Source organism: Pseudomonas sp. C9D1, from assembly GCF_056491235.1.
Genome location: NZ_JBSZIE010000001.1, coordinates 500,469 through 516,992, shown reverse-complemented (window position 1 = coordinate 516,992; position 16,524 = coordinate 500,469). Strand labels below are relative to the sequence as shown.

Annotated in this window: 11 protein-coding genes; 2 read left to right on the top strand and 9 right to left on the bottom strand. The window is 67.9% G+C overall.

Going from position 1 to position 16,524, the window contains the following annotated elements; translation table 11 throughout:
• Positions 1-279: 279 nt before the first annotated feature.
• From ACXI0U_RS02385 to ACXI0U_RS02345, 9 genes are all read right to left on the bottom strand, one after another.
• On the bottom strand, positions 280-1,080 hold the full coding sequence (locus ACXI0U_RS02385; protein WP_021217758.1) for a YfaP family protein: 801 nt from the start codon (positions 1,078-1,080) through the stop codon (positions 280-282).
• Positions 1,081-1,085: 5 nt separating this feature from the next.
• On the bottom strand, positions 1,086-2,705 hold the full coding sequence (locus tag ACXI0U_RS02380) for a DUF2300 domain-containing protein (RefSeq protein ID WP_021217757.1): 1,620 nt from the start codon (positions 2,703-2,705) through the stop codon (positions 1,086-1,088).
• 28 nt (positions 2,706-2,733) lie between these two features.
• Positions 2,734-7,302 (bottom strand): alpha-2-macroglobulin family protein, encoded by a 4,569-nt coding sequence (locus tag ACXI0U_RS02375; RefSeq protein ID WP_479549679.1) that lies wholly within the window; start codon positions 7,300-7,302, stop codon positions 2,734-2,736.
• A complete protein-coding gene (locus ACXI0U_RS02370; protein ID WP_169708348.1) occupies positions 7,299-7,961 on the bottom strand; it encodes a DUF1175 domain-containing protein in 663 nt (220 codons plus the stop codon). Before ACXI0U_RS02370 ends, ACXI0U_RS02375 begins: the two co-directional genes overlap by 4 nt.
• Positions 7,946-9,637 (bottom strand): DUF2138 domain-containing protein, encoded by a 1,692-nt coding sequence (locus ACXI0U_RS02365; RefSeq protein WP_479549678.1) that lies wholly within the window; start codon positions 9,635-9,637, stop codon positions 7,946-7,948. Before ACXI0U_RS02365 ends, ACXI0U_RS02370 begins: the two co-directional genes overlap by 16 nt.
• A 35-nt stretch (positions 9,638-9,672) precedes the next feature.
• Positions 9,673-10,464 (bottom strand): YfaP family protein, encoded by a 792-nt coding sequence (locus ACXI0U_RS02360; RefSeq protein WP_021217753.1) that lies wholly within the window; start codon positions 10,462-10,464, stop codon positions 9,673-9,675.
• 117 nt (positions 10,465-10,581) lie between these two features.
• Complete coding sequence (locus ACXI0U_RS02355) at positions 10,582-11,523, bottom strand: AEC family transporter (RefSeq protein WP_479549677.1); 942 nt, start codon at positions 11,521-11,523, stop codon at positions 10,582-10,584.
• A 382-nt stretch (positions 11,524-11,905) separates the two neighbouring features.
• Positions 11,906-12,466 carry a response regulator transcription factor gene (locus ACXI0U_RS02350; protein WP_021217751.1) on the bottom strand — a complete coding sequence of 187 codons (561 nt, stop codon included), beginning with the start codon at positions 12,464-12,466 and terminating at the stop codon, positions 11,906-11,908.
• A gap of 22 nt (positions 12,467-12,488) precedes the next feature.
• On the bottom strand, positions 12,489-13,745 hold the full coding sequence (locus tag ACXI0U_RS02345; RefSeq protein ID WP_263400557.1) for an ATP-binding protein: 1,257 nt from the start codon (positions 13,743-13,745) through the stop codon (positions 12,489-12,491).
• A 236-nt stretch (positions 13,746-13,981) separates the two neighbouring features.
• Between ACXI0U_RS02345 and ACXI0U_RS02340 the strand changes: the two genes are divergently transcribed.
• Together ACXI0U_RS02340 and ACXI0U_RS02335 are read left to right on the top strand one after the other, a co-directional pair.
• Positions 13,982-14,695 (top strand): SIMPL domain-containing protein, encoded by a 714-nt coding sequence (locus ACXI0U_RS02340; RefSeq protein WP_479549676.1) that lies wholly within the window; start codon positions 13,982-13,984, stop codon positions 14,693-14,695.
• Positions 14,696-14,921: 226 nt separating this feature from the next.
• Positions 14,922-16,523, top strand: a complete 1,602-nt coding sequence (locus ACXI0U_RS02335) for an ABC transporter substrate-binding protein (protein WP_263400558.1) — start codon at positions 14,922-14,924, stop codon at positions 16,521-16,523.
• Position 16,524: the final 1 nt, after the last annotated feature.

The following is a 16,524-nucleotide window of genomic DNA, read 5'->3' as shown; positions in this document are numbered from 1 at the left end:
TTCGTACCTCAGCCCAACCTACGGGCTGCACGGGCCTGTGGGAGCGAATTCATTCGCGATGCTTTTCGCAGAATGGGTGGGGCGGCGTTCCGCGAGCCCAGCGAACCCCATCAATATGGAGGCCAGGCAAAACCACGTGCCATGCCCGCCTCCGCCTGGTGGAGGTAAAAAGCGACCTCCACCCTACACAGCGGTCATGTTCCAGCGATGGCACGACCGCTTTTTGTAGGGGCGACTTCAGTCGCCCAGCGGCGCACTGCGCCGCCAAACACCTAACGGTCAGGGATAACTGAAGCTCTTCACCAGGGTCAGCTCCCCCGGCTGGCGCATGGGCACGAGGAAGCTCTGCTGCTTCTCGTTGGCCGTGCCCTCTTCGCTGATCACGGTGATCTGGCCGATGGTCAGCGCCTGGCCCGGCGAGCTGCTTCCGTCCTCTTCGCTGCGGTAACCACCGCCGTAGTAGTTCACGTAGACCAGGTACTGGCCCTTGAGCGGGGTCGGCGTGGCGATCATTTCCGGGCCGTAGCCGGTGGTCACGTCCACGTCTAGGGCCGCGCCGTTGGCCAGGGAGCGCTCGCCGTACCACACATGGCCACCATCCGGGGTCACCAGGTGCAGGTCGAGGTCGGTGTTGTCGCTGTCCCAGGACAGCACCACCCGCAGGCGCGCCGAAGCCCCGCCGCGACCGAGGCTGTAGAACTGCACGCGACGCTTCTGCTGGCCGTCGGGGCTGCGCACCTCAACGCTGTTACTGCCCCCCGGGAACACGAAGGGACGGTCGAAGCCGCCGTCCTCGTTGATCTTCAGCGGCATGTCGATGCCGTTGACCACCAGCCGGCCAGGGCCCTGCGGAGCCTTGGCCAGGCCCGTGATCGCGCCCTTGATGCGCGCGGTGTCGGCCTGGTCCTCGGCGACGTTCACCGAGGATGCCGGGTAGTTCACCTGCTGCATGAAGTGCTCGCCGTCGCCGCTGCCTTGGCGCCAGCCGCCACGGGGCGTGTCGAGGCGCACCTCGGCACTGGCGGCCAGGGGGATCAGGCTGAGAAGCAAGGGGGCGAGGTATCCGGGGCGCAGGCGCATGGGGGTCATTCCAGTAACAGGTGGCGGGCGAGGCGTTCGACGTAGTCTTCGTCCTGGCCGTTGGGGTGGGCTTCGAAGGCCAGGTGCAGGTATTCGTGGGTCAGGTCGAGGCGGTCCTGCAGGGAGAACAGGCCACGCACGAAGATGCGCCGCCGCTCACGGTCGACATGGGGCTTGCCGGAGGCCAGGCGGCACACGGCGAATTGCTGGATCTCGTCATAACCGGGCTCGGCGTCCAGGGTGGCGCGCCAGCCGCGGCGCTGCGTGCGCAGCCACTCCTCGGCATTGGGCAGCGCCTGGCAGGCGGCCACGGGCTTGTCCCAGCGGCTGAGACTGGCACGGGGAAAGGCGCGGGCGAGGATGGCGTCGTAGCGCAAGCCATCGCCGGCCTGCTGCACCGCCTGTTGCCATGCCAGGCGATCGGGCCCCGGTTTGTCGCTGTGGTAGGTCACCGGGCTGCCGGCCAGCACCAGGTCGGCGGTCCAGGCGGCGATGGCGCGGGCCTCGGCAGTGGCCGGGCGCGGTGCCACGCGCTGGTTGGCGCTGCTGTCGTCGATGGTCAGGCACTCGCCACGGCGGCCGGCGTTCTGTTGCAGGTAGCTGCGGATGGCTACGGCCAGGGCCTTGGCCGCCTCCGCCGGCTGCGCCGAGGCCTCGCGTTGCAGCACGCGGGCCACGTAGTCCTCGCGTTGCAGGTGGGCGGTGAGCGTCTGGGCATCGCCCTGGCCTTCGAGGAACAGCTCGCCGTCGCTTTCGATACCCAGGCGGTTGCCATTGGCGAACTCCACCTCATAGCGCCCGCGTAGCATGCCCGGCGCCACGGCGGCGGCCTGCCCCTCGCGGCGTACCTGGCGCACCGGGTAGCGGGTGAACAGATCGACTTCGACGCAGGCGCCGGTTTCCGCTGGCCAGGTCGTGGGCAGTGTCTGCCCGAGTATCTCGGCGTAATCCTTGAGCACCCGCTGACTGGTACCCGGGCCACCGGCCCAGATCGGCGTGCCGTCGGCCAGCCAGCCGGCGAAACCGCCCTGGCGTGCCTGGGCATCACCATCGGCCAGCCAGCTCCAGGTCTTGGCCCGCAGGCGCCCACCCAGGGCGCCCAGGGCGGCGGAATCGGGGGCCGACAGGGGCACGTCGAGCAGCACCTGGCGCGCCTGGGCCTGGGCCGGCAGGTGGGCCAGCTCGTCCAGCAGCTCGCCCACCGGCACCCGGGCCTGGGGCTGCAACTGGTCGAGGCGCTGCAGCCAGCCGGCGCCCTGGCGCTCATGCCAGTAGCGCGACCAGTCGGCGGGGTCGAGGTGCAGTTCGGGGGATGAGAAGTACAGGCCGCAGGACTTCACCAGCGCCTGGTCCCGGTCGATGCGCTCGCCGGGGTTGCAGCAATAGACCTCGTCGCGGTCCTGGCCCTTGCATTGGTAGCCGGGGTCGGGGCGCGCGTTATCCACGAGGTAGGCGTAGACGAACAGTTTCCACAGGCTGCCCAGGGGCGTCTGGTGCTCGGCGGGCAGCGGCCCGCGCGTGAGCACCCGGCTGCGGTCCAGCTGCAGCAGCTCATTGCCCTGGGGCCCACGCCAGGCGAGGTTCAAAGGCGCCTCGCCCGCGTGAAGCAACGGGGCCGCCAGCATCAGCAGGGCCCCGGCCAGGTGTCGCGTCCTAGTCAACCTTGATCCGTCCGAGCGCAGGTTCGCTCTCCAGCGCCTGCTCCTGGGGAGCGTAGAGGCGCTGGTAGCGGGCCGGCGGCAGTTCGAAGGAACCTTTCTGCGAGAAGCGCACCAGGTGTTGCAGCACCACGCTGCCTTGCAGGCTGTCCACCGGCACCGCGTAGAGCAGTTGGCCCGGCTCGTTGCGCGCGCGCTCCAGGGTTTCGGCTTCTTCGCCACCCAGGCCGGAGATCTTGATGCCCCAGGTGGTGCGCTCGACATCGGCGCCCGGCGGCAGCGGCACTTCCAGCATGCCGTAGCGCAGCGCGCGTTCGCCCTTGCTGGTGAGCACGATGGTGTCCAGGTAGAGGTCGTCGCTGGAGATGTCTTCCGGCTTCACCTCCTCGGCGGTGAAGTTGAAGGCCTCATCGCTGGGAACCAGGCGCAGCAGGCGGCGGGAAATCTCCACGTCCAGCTTCACCGGGGTGGCCTGGGCGCTATTGAAGTCCAGGCGCACGTCCACCGGGTGCGGCAGGTCGGCCGGCAGTTCCAGCTCGCTCGGCACGCCCTGGCCTTGCCACAGCCAGTAGCCTTCGCCACTGGTGCCTTCGGCCGCGTGCCAGTCGCCCTGGGGCTTGAGGACGATGTCTTCGCTGTCCTGGCCGAGGGAGCGCTGCAGCCAGGTCAGCGCCAGGGCGCGTTCCAGGGTGGCCTGGCCGGGTGCCAGGCGCTTGAGCAGCGAGGCGGCGCGTTCGCGGTCGGCACCGTTGACGTACAGGCCGATGGCCTCGCCAAAGGGCTGCTGGCTGGCGGCCAGGCGTTCGCGGGCGGCACCGACCTGGGCGGCCAGCGCATCCGGCACCTGGACCTGCACCTGGCGCGCCAGGCCGACGGTGAGCACCCGTGCGGCGGCAAGGCCCAGGGCCGAATCCGGCGCGGTCATCACCAGGCTCTGGCTGCCGTCGTCCGACAGGGCCTGGTCGCTGCCCTCCCCGGCGGCGGCCAGGTCGGCCATCAGGCCTTCCATCAGGGTGTTGACCGGCAGCTGCATCTCGCGGGCGAAGCCGAGGATCAGCGCACGTTGCAGCAACGGCGTGGTCGGCGCCTGGGCGGCGTAGACGTCCAGCACGCGCTGCCAGTGTTCCGCCGGCAGTTGCACCTCCAGGGCGCGGCTGGCGTACCAGTCGGCGTAGTAGGCATAGGCGGTGAGGAAGGCATCGGCATCCGCCTCGTCGCCCCACCAGGTGAAGGACGCTTCGGGGCCGGCCATCTGCACCAGGCGCAGGCGGCTGTTCTGCATGATCAGGCGCAGGCGGTCGCGCACGCGCGGCTCGCCCTGGGCCAGGGTCGGGTAGGCCAGGGCCAGCGGCAGCAGGCGGCTGGCGGTCTGCTCGACGCCGCCGTAGGGGTAGCCGAGCAGGTCATCGAGCGCGCCTTTGAACAGGGAGCGGCCACTGTCGTCGAGACGCAGGCGGATGGCGCTGGCGTCAGCCGGCAGGCCCAGTTCGGTCTTGCCGGCGTAGGCGACGACGGTCTTCGCCTGGGCGCTCTGCCAGCCGCTGGCGGCCAGGTGCAGGGCGACGTCCAGGGCGTCGACGGCCTGGCCGTCCTGCACCAGCTCGGCGTGGAAGTCGCCATTCACCAGGGCGGTCTCGGCCAGGGGCAGGTAGTTGATGCCTTTGGCCAGTTCCACCGGGGTGCGCTGTTCCTGGCCGTTGTAGCGGGTCACCAGCTCGGCCTTGGTCGCGGCCTCGCCCTGGTTGAAGGCGAACAGGCCGAGGGCCGGCTTGTCGCCGCCACGGTAGGTGGCCGGGCCGCTCCACTTCAGGTACAGCGGCTTCTCGGAACGCACGAACTGGCGCTTCTGGCCGACCTGGCCATCGGCGTTGACGGCGCGGGCGGTGATGCGCCAGCGGGTCAGCGAGTCGGGCATGCGGAAGCTGAAGCGGGCCTTGCCGTCGGCGTCGGTGACCAGGTCCGGCTGCCAGGAGGCGGTGTCCACTTCCTCGCGGCGCGGACGCTCCAGCACCTTCACGCCACGGTCGCTGCGGTTGGCGCGGCCCGGGGCGCTGGGCGTGCCGGGCAAGGCCAGGTCATAGGCGATGAACGAGAGGCTGGCGTTGGTGCGCACGTTGTTGCGGCGCGGGTGGTAGAAGAACTGGTCGATGCCCGGGGCGATCTCCGGCTGCAGCGCGTAGATCATCTCGTCCACCACGCTGACGGTGAGGCGCGAGGCGGTCGGCTTGCCGGCGTAGCGGGTGGTCAGCTCGACGGTGACCATGTCGCCGGGGCGCGCGGTTTCCTTGTCGGCGACGATCTGGATGTCGATCTGCGGCGTCGCCACCATGATGCCGGCGTTCTGGAAGCTGTAGTCACCGCCACGGGTGTAGAGCGCGGAGAAGGTGATGTTCGGCGAGAAGGTCTCGCCCACCGGGATGCGCGCGCGGTACTGGGTGTCGGACAGGCGCTCCAGCTTCAGCCAGCTGGCGCCCTTGGACAGCAGCGCGGTGGCCTCGACCTTGTCGCGCTCCAGGGTCAGCAGCGCATCGCTCACCGGCTCGGGGAAGGTGATCAGGGCCAGGGCCTCGTCACCGGCCTGGTACTCGGCCTTGTCCAGCACGATCTCGATGGTGCCGGCCACGGACTTGACGCCCTCGCCGCTCACCGAGTGGCCGGTGGCGCCGAGGATCAGGTCGTGCTCGTCCTTGAGGGTGATGCTGTAGGTGCCGGGGCGCTCGAACTTGAGGTCGAAGCCCTCGTCACCGGCGTACAGGCTGCCGCTGTGGCTGCTCTGGTCTTCCAGGCGCACCCAGTCGTAACGCGCCGGCTTCAGCTCGGTGGGGCGTTCGCTGCGGTAGGTGAAGCGCACCGACTCGCCGGTGCTGCTGAAGCGCTGCGGGGCGCTCAGGACGTAGCGGGCGGCGCCGCGCTCGATGAGGATTTCCTTGCTGGTCTTGACCCGGTACGCGGCGCCATCGCTGGCGAACACGGTGAGCAGGTAGCGGCTGGGCTTCTCCGCGGCCGGCAGGTCGAACTCGGCACGGCCCTTGGCGTCGGTGGACAGCTCGCTGCTGGTCAGCTCAACGGGGAACTGGCCGAGGTACTGCAGTTCGTTGTCGATCATCGACAGTTGCTGGGCGCGCAGGCTCAGTTGCACATTGGCGTTGACCACCGGCTTGCCGTCCGGGTAGAGCAGCACCAGGGCGCCCTTGATCGGCTCGCCGGTGCGGAAGTCGGGCTTGGCCAGGTCCAGCGACACCTCGAAGTGCGGCTTGATGTAGTCGGCGACGCGGAAGGCGCTGCTGTAGACCTGGTCGCGGTAGGTGAAGCGCAGCTCGTAGCCACCGGCCACGGCGTTCTGCGGCAGCTGGAAGCGGCCGGCGGTGCCGGAGCTGGACTCCAGCTTCAGGTCCAGGGTCTGCAACTGGGTGCCGTTGGCGTCCAACACGGCCAGCTTGACCGGTGCGGCGCCGGGCGCCACCGAGTCACGGGCGTTCTTGAACTCGCGGCCGACGATCTTCACTTCCACCCAATCACCCGGGCGGTACAGCGGGCGGTCGGTGAAGGCGTAGAGCTTGGTGTCGTAGATCTCGCTGTCGTAATAGAAGTTCTCGGAGACGAACACGCCGCCTTCGGCGTCCTCGCCCAGCACGTAGGAGCGCTCCGGGCTGGCATGGCCGAGGCGCAGCAGGCCTTCGGCGTCGGTGCTGCCGCTGGTCATCACGCCCAGGCCATCGGTCCACAGCACCTTGGCCCCGGCGACCGGGGTGCCTTCATGCTTGCGCGCGGTCCATACCAGCAGCTCGCCACCGGTGATCTTGCTCACGGCGACGGTGTTGGAGACGAACACCACTGTGGTGGCGCGGTACTTGCCGACGATGGCCTCGACCAGGTACAGGCCCGGCTTGAGCTTGCCCAGGGGGATGTAGACGTTGCCCGGCTGGGTGCTGGTGAACTGGCTGGAGGAGCCGGCCAGCTCGACGCCCTTCGGCGGCTCGATGGGCTTGGCTTCCCACAGCGGGTAGCGGAACTGCGCGACCAGGGGCAGGCCCTTCATGGGGGCGTACTGCACCTGCGGGGTGAACTCGGTGGGCTGGCGGATGGCATCGCCCATCTTCAGCTCGGGGGCTTCCTCGGTGACCTGCTTGCGCGACTCGTAGGAGAAGGCGCGCTGCATCACCCGCCGCGACTTGCGGTACCAGTTGTCCCACAGGTAGCCGAGGGTGTTGGACAGGCCCTCGCCCTTGAAGTCGCCCTCGGCGACCACGCGGTGCAGGTTCTTCTGGCGCTTGAGGAAGTCCAGCGGGTTGTCGATGCGGTACACCCGCACGTCGACGCCGCCGTAGCCTTCCATGCGGTAGCGGCGGTAGTCGCGGCCCGGCGCTTCGAGGCGCACCTTGGCCACCTCGTCGGCGGCGAAGCTGCTGTCGGAGAGCAGGAAGAAGGATTCACCCGCGAGCGGCGTGTAGCCGCTGGACGGCACCTCGTCCTCGGCCTGGGCGCTGCCGAAGGGCAAGGCCAGGGCGAGCAGGGCCGCCGCCGACAGTGAGGCGGCGCGGCGCAGCAGGCGGGCGGCAGTCATCGGGAGAGGAAGTGCAGCCGATAGATGCCGATAAAGTTGGGGTTGGATTCGTCGGGGATCCATCGGGTGTCCTTCCATGTCATGAGTTGTTGCAGGCTCACGGAGCGCATGCCGTTATCGGTCGGCGTGGTGGTTCCGGTGTGGTACGCGATGTCGCGGCCCATCCAGATCATCAGGTGCTGCTCGTCGCCCTGGTCGAAGAAGATCAGGTCGCCGGGCCGCGCCTGGTTGAGGTCACGGCCGGCGAACCGGCTGTTGTACTGGATCAGCTTGATGGCATTCACATAGGGTCCGACCTTGCCGCCGCCCTGCTGCCAGGTCTGCGCCAGGCGGCGCTGGCCTTCGCTGAGGTCCAGCTCCGGCGGCAGGTAGCGGTTGGACAGGCCATTGGCGCGCAGCCACTTGCCGTCATGGGGCTTGAGCGCCTCGTTGGCGGCGAAGCGCACCAGGCCGGCGCAGTCCTGCTGGTGCCAGCGCGGACTCGGCCCCTGGCGCAGCTGCTCCTGGGCGATGCGCACGAACCAGGCGCGGAACACCTGGGACTGCTCGGCGTCCAGGGCGGGAACGTCCTCGGCGCGCAGGGCCAGGCTCCACGCCATCAACAGCGCGGCGAAGCCCAGCGGCAGGCGGGCCAGGGTGCGGGTCACAGCGGGCGCCATTCCAGCGGCAGCCATTGCCAGTCGGAACCGGCCTTGGTGCCCTCAGGCAGCGCCAGGGCGTACTTGCCGTGGCCACCGAGGGCCCGCAGCTTGGGCAGCAGGTGGGTTTCGGCGGCGTTGCGGAACACCGGCTCGTAGTTGCTCGGCAGGCTGTCGAGGGTTTCGCGCTCGAGCAGCTTGGACAGGCCATCCGGGGCCATGAAGGCCGGCACCAGGGCGTCCTTGGGCAGGGTCTCGGCCAACGGCGGGAAGCGCTTGTCGAGGGTATCCAGGCCCTTGGTCACCAGCTTGTCGTCGAGGGAGAACAGCAGGGTGTCGCCATGGCGCGCCAGGCTCACGCGGAAGAAGCCGGTGGAGCCCAGGGCGTCCGGGTTGGCGTTGTCGCTGGCCGGGTACTGGCCGAAGTTGGAGCCGACGTCGCGGGTCCAGCGGCGGGTCTGGCCATTGGTCTGGTCGTCCACCGGGAAACGACCGCCTTCGGCATAGGGCTCGTAGGCGCCGATCACCGAGCCGAACAGGCCCTCGATGGCGGTATCCAGTTCAGGGGTAGCCGCCTCGCCCAGCTGGGTGACCAGCAGTGGCGAGTGCAGGCGCGACTCGGCGTACCAGCACAGGCCGGCCGCGCCGTTCAGGCGTTTCTCCAGCTCGGCGGCAACGTCCTTGCCGGCGCCGACGCGGTCCAGCAGCTTGCCGGGCACACCGGGGGCCACCGGCAGGGCCACGCAGGCACTGGCGCCCATGGGCATGGCCTTCCAGATGGGGGTGAAGTCGAAGGCCGGCTGGTCGTCGATCTCGTTGAGGGCGACGTAGCTGTGCCAGCCCTTGTCGTCCATCTCGAAACGCAGCCCGGCGAAGGACGGGAAGAAGCGCTGGTAGCCGAAGGCGACGTACTCGCCGGACAGGGCGATGCGCTGCTGCTCGGTGCCACGGGCATCCAGGCCGAAGCGCTCGGGGAAGGGGTTCTCGCCGTCGAGCAGGGATTCCACCGACTCGGTGGCGTCCTTGGCCAGCTGGCCGGCCTCGTCCATCAGCATGCCGGGGCTGGACAGCACCAGCAGCTTGTCGCCGTGGCTGGCCAGCAGCACGGAGCGGTCGCCCAGGTAGCTCAGGCGGTAGAGCGGCACGGAGTCGCCGTCCACGCGCAGTTCGCCGGCCTGGCTCAATTGGCTGTCGTCGAGGGCGATGTGGGCCAGGGGCTCCAGCACCCGCGCCAGGCCGCCACGCTCGATGGTCAACAGCACGTGCTTGAGCTTGCCGTCGGCGCCGCGCCACAGGGCGACTTCGGCGGGCTGGTCGAGCAGCTCGTCCAGCAGCGTGTCCTGCAGCTTGAGGTCACGCTCGTAGATGATCCGGCGCAGGCTGCCGGACAGCCCGAGGCGGTCGGCGTTGTCCTGGTAGTAGAAGACGAAGTCCTCGGTCAGGGTGTCGCGCAGCAGCGGCACGGCGAGGATGTCCTTGGGCAGGCGGCTCAGCGAGACGCTCTCGATCAGCGCGTCGGGGCGCTTGAGGTCGAGGCCCAGGGCGCTCTTCTCGGCCAGCTCGCGCGGCGGTTCCTTGGAGCACCCGCCCAGCAGGCCGAAGGCGGCCAGCGGCAGCAGCAGGCCGGCGGCGAGCACGCGCGGATGGCGTGCCAGGGCCGGGCGGCGGGCCGGTTCGGGTGTGGTGGTCTGGCTCATGTCGAATAACCCCAGTTCATCCAAGCGTCGGGACATCAGAAATTGAAGGATTTGACGAGCAGCAGCTCGCCGATGGCGCGCAGCGGGACGATGAAGGTCTCGCGCTTCTCGTTCACGGTGTTCTCGTTGAACACCAGGCTGATCTGCGAGGTGATCACCTCGTTCTGGTTGCTGCCTGCATCGAAGTTGTAGCCGCCGGCGCCCAGGTTGCCCCAGTAGTTCACGTACACCAGATAGGTGCCGTGCAGCGGCGCGGTCATGGTGAACATCTCGGGGCCCGGGCCATCGACGCTGTCGGTGTCCAGGCCGCCGCCGTTGCTCATCACCGGGTCCGCCCAGAAGGCGTGCTGACCATCGGGGGTGACGATGTGCAGGTCGAGCTCGGCCTTGGGGTCGTCCCAGCCGAGCACCACGCGCAGGCGCGCGGGAGTGCGATGGGTGTTGGCTTCGTAGAACTGCACGCGGCGGAGGGACTTGCCGTCGCCGGACACCACTTCCACGCCGTTGGAGCCGGCGCCGAAGGCATAGGGGCGGACGAAGCGGCCCTGGTCGTCGGTGTAGAGAGGCAGCGGATTGCCGTTGACCACCAGGCGGTGCGGCTGGCGCACCTGGCCGATGTTGGCCAGGCGGCCCTCGATCAGGGTGCGGTTGCGCTGGCCGCCACGGTCGATGGGCGGCGTGGGGTAGGCGACGGCGGGGTTCTCGCTGCGGTCCAGCAGCCCGGCGTAGCGCCAGCCGGCAGTCGGCCCCTCCAGCGTCGCAGACGGTTCGGCAGCCTGGGCCAGGGAGGCCAGGAGCGTCAGGCAGAGCAGGAGGGGGGCGCGCATGTTTAATCCTTTAACGGCGCAAAGGCGGTGATGCTAGAGCCTGACGAGGAGCCGCGCAATCCGGGGCGATGAGGAGTCGGAAGTTCCTCACAATTTGAAACATCTAACCTCGGAAAGCTAGATCATCCCCATCAGCTGCAAGGTCAGCAGGCCGATGTTGGTGGTGACCACCGCCGCCAGGGTGGTGACCACGATGATCGCCGCCGCCAGCTCGTGGTTGCCGTTCACCGCACGTGCCATGACGAAGCTGGCCGCCGCCGTGGGGCTGGCGAAATACAGGAAGAGGATCGCCAGCTCGGCATTGCGGAAGCCGCAGGCCCAGGCGCCGAGCGTGGCCACCAGGGGCAGCCAGACCATCTTCATCAGGCTGGCGCTCAGCGCCATCGGTCCGCTCGCGCGCAGGGAAGCCAAAGACAGGGTGCCGCCGATGCAGATCAGCGCCAGGGGCAGGGTCATCTGGGCGAAGTACTCGCCGGAGGTGACCACCCAGGCCGGCAGCGGCAGTTGCAGGTAGGCCACCGGGATGGCCGCCAGCACGCCGATGATCAGCGGGTTGCAGAGGATGCTCTTGAACAGGCTCCAGGGGTCGGTCTTGGCGTTGGGCGCGTAGATGGCCAGCACCACCGAAGACAGGGTGTTGTAGCAGAGGATCACTACGCCCCCGAGCACCCCACCCACCGAGAGCCCGTAGTCGCCGTACATGCTGGTGGCCAGGGCCAGACCGATGATGCCGTTGTTGCCGCGGAAGGCACCCTGGGTGTAGACGCCGCGGTCCGCCTTCGGCACCCGCCAGGTCGCCCAGAGCCAGGCCAGGCCGAAGCACACCAGCGTCGCCAGGACGAAATAGCCGATCAGCCGCGGCTGCAACGCCGTGCGCAGGTCGGCCTGGACGATGGCGAGAAACAGCATGGTCGGCATGGTGCCGCGGAACACCAGCGAGGAGGCGGTATCGATGAAGGGCGCGTCGATCCAGCGCAGGCGACGCAGCAGCACACCAAGGAAAAGCATGGAAAAGACCGGCGCGGTGATGCCGATGATTTGCTGGACGACGGCGAACATGGGAAGGCCTGGCGCGCGGGGATAGTTAGGCGGCTAAGGATAACCAAGTCGGGGCGGCAAGTGGCTTTCGTGAAGCTTTCAGGGCAGAGAAAAGCCAGCCCATGGCGTTAGGGGAAAGCCCGATCGCGAATGAATTCGCTCCTACAAAGACCAACCGGGCCAGCACATGGGCATGATCGCTGCGTAGGGTGGAGGTCGCTCTTCACCTCCACCAAGCGGGGCCAGGGTCGGCACAAGGTCGTGCCTGGGGCTCCGTATCGTTGGGCTTCGTCCCTCAGTCGCCCCTACGGAAGCAGTGACGTAGCCCGGACTTCAGTCCGGACATGTCGGCGGCCGCATTCCCGGGCTGAAGCCCGGGCTACGGGGGAGCCAGGCTTCGGCGTCAGCGACGGACCGGGCGCTTCTGCAGCTTGCGCTGCAAGGTGCGGCGGTGCATGCCCAGGGCACGGGCGGTGGCGGAGATGTTGCCATCGTGCTCGGCCAGCACCCGCTGGATGTGCTCCCACTGCAGGCGGTCCACCGACATCGGGTTTTCCGGCACCAGGGTGTCCAGGTCGGCATGCTGGGACAGCAGCGCGGTGAGCACGTCATCGGCGTCGGCCGGCTTGCACAGGTAGTTGGTGGCGCCACGCTTGATGGCTTCCACGGCGGTGGCGATGCTCGAATAACCAGTGAGGATCACCACGCGCATCTCCGGGTCCAGCTCCAGCAGCTTGGGCAGCAGCACCAGGCCGGAGTCGCCGTCCATCTTCAGGTCGAGCACCGCGTAATCGGGCAGGTCGTCCTTGGCCACGACCAGGCCCTCTTCGGCCGAGCCGGCGACCGAGACCCGCAGGCCGCGGCGGCTCATGGCACGAGCCATGACGCGGGTGAAGGTGGTGTCGTCGTCCACCAGCAGGAGGTGGGGCTGCTCTTCGCCTTCGATCAGGGGTTCATCGCTCATTTCAACTCCTCGCGGGTTCAGCTCAGGCAACGCCGTAGCCTCGTGGCAGGCGCAACTCGGTGAGCGTACCGCCATCTTCATGGTTGTACAGTTTCACGGTTCCGCCGGCGCGGGTAACGCTGGCCTGGCTGAGGAACAGGCCGAGGCCGAAGCCCTTGCCCTTGGTGGTGAAGAAGGGCCGGCCGAGCTGCTCGGCGATGGCCAGGGGCACGCCGGCGCCCTGGTCGCGGATGCTCAGCACCACCCACTGGGGATCCCAGTTGAGGCGGATGTCGAGCTTGTCCGGGCAGGCATCGGCGGCGTTGTTCAACAGGTTGAGCAGGGCCTGGGTCAGGTCGGCCGGCGGCATCAGCCGCGGTGGCAGGCCGATGCCCAGGCACTGGTAGCGATAGGTGGCTTCAGGGCGCATCAGGTGCCAGCGGTTGAGGGTGACCTCCAGCCACTCCACGGCCGATTGCTCCACCACCGCCTGGCGTCGATCCGCCTCGGCGGCGCGCACCAGCTGTTGCAGGGTGTCCTTGCACAGGCGCACCTGCTCCTGCAGCAGGGCCAGGTCCTCCTGCAGGGAGGGCTTGTCGCCATACTCCCGACGCAGTTCCTTGAGCAGCACGCTCATGGTCGCCAGCGGCGTGCCCAGTTCATGGGCGGCACCGGCGGCCTGGGTGGCCACGGCCAGCAGTTGCTGGTCACGCATGCCCTCTTCGCGGCGCACCGACTGCAGCTGGTCCTGGCGGCGCAGCTCCTCGGTCATCCGCGCGGCGAAGAAGGTGATCATCGCGGCGGCCAGGGCGAAGCTCAGCCACATGCCGTAGATCAGCAGCGCCTCACGCTGGGCCACCGGCATCTCCAGCGGGTGGAACCACACCAGCAGCAGGGTGTAGGCAGCCAGCGCCATGCCCGCCAGCACCAGGGTGTAGAGCCAGGGCAGGGTCGCCGCGGCGATGGTCAGCGGCACCAGGTAATAGGAGACGAAGGGGTTGGTCGAACCGCCCGAGTAATAGAGCAGCACGCTGTGGATAACCAGGTCGCAGGCCAGCTGCACCGAGTATTCCAGCTCGGTGACCGGCCAGGGGCCGCGCAGGCGCAGGGCGGTGCTCAGGCACAGGACCAGGGAAACACCGAGGGTCACCGACAGCTCCAGCCAGGGCAGTTGCAGCAGCTGGGCCTTGTAGGCGAGCCCCACCGAACCGGCCTGGGCGGCCAGCACGAGGATGCGGATGAAGGTCAGGCGCAGCAGGTTCTGCCGGCTGGCGGATAACAATTGCAAGGGTGCGAGCATGGGTACTCCAGGGCGTCGGCGGAGTATAACCAAGGCGCCACGCGCTCCGCTGATATGCGTCAACTCGCCGCATCGTCGTGCGCCTTTCGTCGGCCGACGACGGGTCGCCCACTGGGTGGGCCCAACCGGAACGCAAAAAAATCTTCCGGGTCTTAACCCCGTTCGCAGCGGACCTGCGTCTAACCTCGGGACTGCTGCACAATCCGTGCACCCACTGCCTCTCACAAGGAGCCGTTATGCAAGCCATCACCCGCCTCGCCGCCGCCATCACCCTGTGCGCGGCGACCTTCGGCAGCCTCTCCGCCCAGGCCGAAGACGCCCGCTACAACCAGGTGGCGCTGCGCGCCGAGGTCAGCCAGGAAGTGGCCCACGACCTGATGCACGTGACCCTCTACAGCGAATCCCAGAGCGCCGACCCGGCCAAGCTCGCCGCCGAAATCACCCGCACTATCAACGCGGCGGTGGAAAAGGCCCGCGCCACCAATGGCGTGTCGGTGAGCCTGGGCAGCCGCAACAGCTACCCGGTCTATGACGACAAGGGCCAGAAGATCACCGGCTGGCGCGAGCGCGCCGAACTGCGCCTGGAAAGCCCGGACTTCGCCACCCTCTCCCAGCTCAGCGCCGACCTGATGGGCAGCCTGAAGATGGGCGGCATGGACTTCAGCATCGCCGACCCGACCCGCAAGAAGAACGAAGACGCCCTGATCAAGCAGGCCGTGGACGCCTTCAAGGCCCGCGCCCAACTGGCCACCGAGGCTCTCGGCGGCAACGGCTACAAGCTGGTCAGCCTCAACCTGAACAGCGCCGGCTTCCAGCCGCAACCGGTGATGATGCGCGCCATGGCCGCCAAGTCGTCGATGTACGACAGCGCCCCGGCACCGGAAGTCGAAGCCGGCACCAGCCGCGTGACCGTCAACGCCGACGGCGTCATCGAGGTGCAGATGCCCTGATAACGGGCGGGAGCCGCGCTGCAACGGCGCGGCTCCCTTTCATATACGCGTCATACACGCGCCACTTCTTTTGCATATTTGCGACACCGCCTTACACCTTCGTCACAGCTTCTACACTCTCCCCTGCCCTCGGCTTGCCTCAGGCATGTGCCGTGCATAGGTTCTTGCAAGGTCCCTCACGAAGGGGCCCCTCACGATGACAACCACAACAAGACATGAGGTCAAAATGCGTAAAAACGCCGTCATCCAAGCGCTGCTCGCCGCCGGCCTGATCGCCGCCGCACCGTTCGCCAGCGCCGCCAGCAACCTGGTTTTCTGTTCCGAAGGCAGCCCGGCGGGCTTCGACCCCGGCCAGTACACCACCGGTACCGACTTCGACGCGGGCGCCGAAGCCGTGTTCAACCGCCTTACCCAGTTCGAGCGCGGCGGCACGGCGGTCGAACCCGGCCTGGCGGAGAAGTGGGACATCTCCGATGACGGCCTGACCTACACCTTCCACCTGCGCGCCGGCGTGAAGTTCCACAGCACCGACTACTTCAAGCCGACCCGCGAATTCAACGCCGACGACGTGCTCTTCACCTTCCAGCGCATGCTCGACAAGGACCACCCCTTCCGCAAGGCGTACCCCACCGAGTTCCCCTACTTCACCGACATGGGCATGGACGCCAACATCGCCAAGCTGGAGAAGCTCGACGCACACACCGTGCGTTTCACCCTCAACACCGTGGACGCGGCCTTCATCCAGAACATGGCCATGAGCTTCGCCTCCATCCACTCGGCCGAATACGCCGACCAGTTGCTCAAGGCCGGCAAGGCCGCCGACCTCAACCAGAAGCCCATCGGCACCGGCCCCTTCGTCTTCAGCCGCTACCAGAAGGACGCGCAGATCCGCTACAAGGGCAACAAGGACTACTGGAAGCCCGAGGACGTGAAGATCGACAACCTGATCTTCGCCATCAACTCCGACGCTTCGGTGCGCTACCAGAAGCTCAAGGCCGGCGAATGCCAGATCACCGCCTACCCGCGCCCGGCCGACCTCGACGCCATGCGCAAGGACCCCAAGCTCGACGTGCCCCAGCAGGCCGGTTTCAACGTCGGCTACATCGCCTACAACATGGAGCACAAACCCTTCGACAAGCTCGAAGTGCGCCAGGCGCTGGACATGGCGGTGAACAAGCCGGCCATCATCAAGGCCGTCTACCAGGGCTCCGGCCAGCTCGCCACCAACGGCATGCCGCCGACCCAGTGGTCCTATGACGACAGCATCAAGGACCCGGCCTACGACCCCGAGAAGGCCAAGGCCCTGCTCAAGGCCGCCGGCGTCGCCGAAGGCACCGAGATCACCCTCTGGGCCATGCCCGTGCAGCGCCCCTACAACCCCAACGCCAAGCTGATGGCAGAGATGCTCCAGGCCGATTGGGCCAAGATCGGCATCAAGGCCAAGATCGTTTCCTACGAGTGGGGCGAGTACAACAAGCGCGCCAAGGCCGGCGAGCACGACGCCCTGCTGATCGGCTGGACCGGCGACAACGGTGACCCGGACAACTGGCTCGGCGTGCTCTACGGCTGCGACGCCATCGGCGGCAACAACTACTCGCGCTGGTGCGACAAGGGCTACGACAAGCTGATCAAGGAAGGCAAGGCGGTCACCGACAAGGACAAGCGCACCGCCCTCTACAAGGAAGCCCAGCAGATCCTCAAGCGCGAAGTGCCGATCACCCCGATCGCCCACTCCACCGTCAACCAACCCATGAGCAAGACGGTGAAGGACTTCCGCATCAGCCCCTTCGGCCTCAACTCCTTCTATGGCGTCAGCGTCGAGAAGTAGG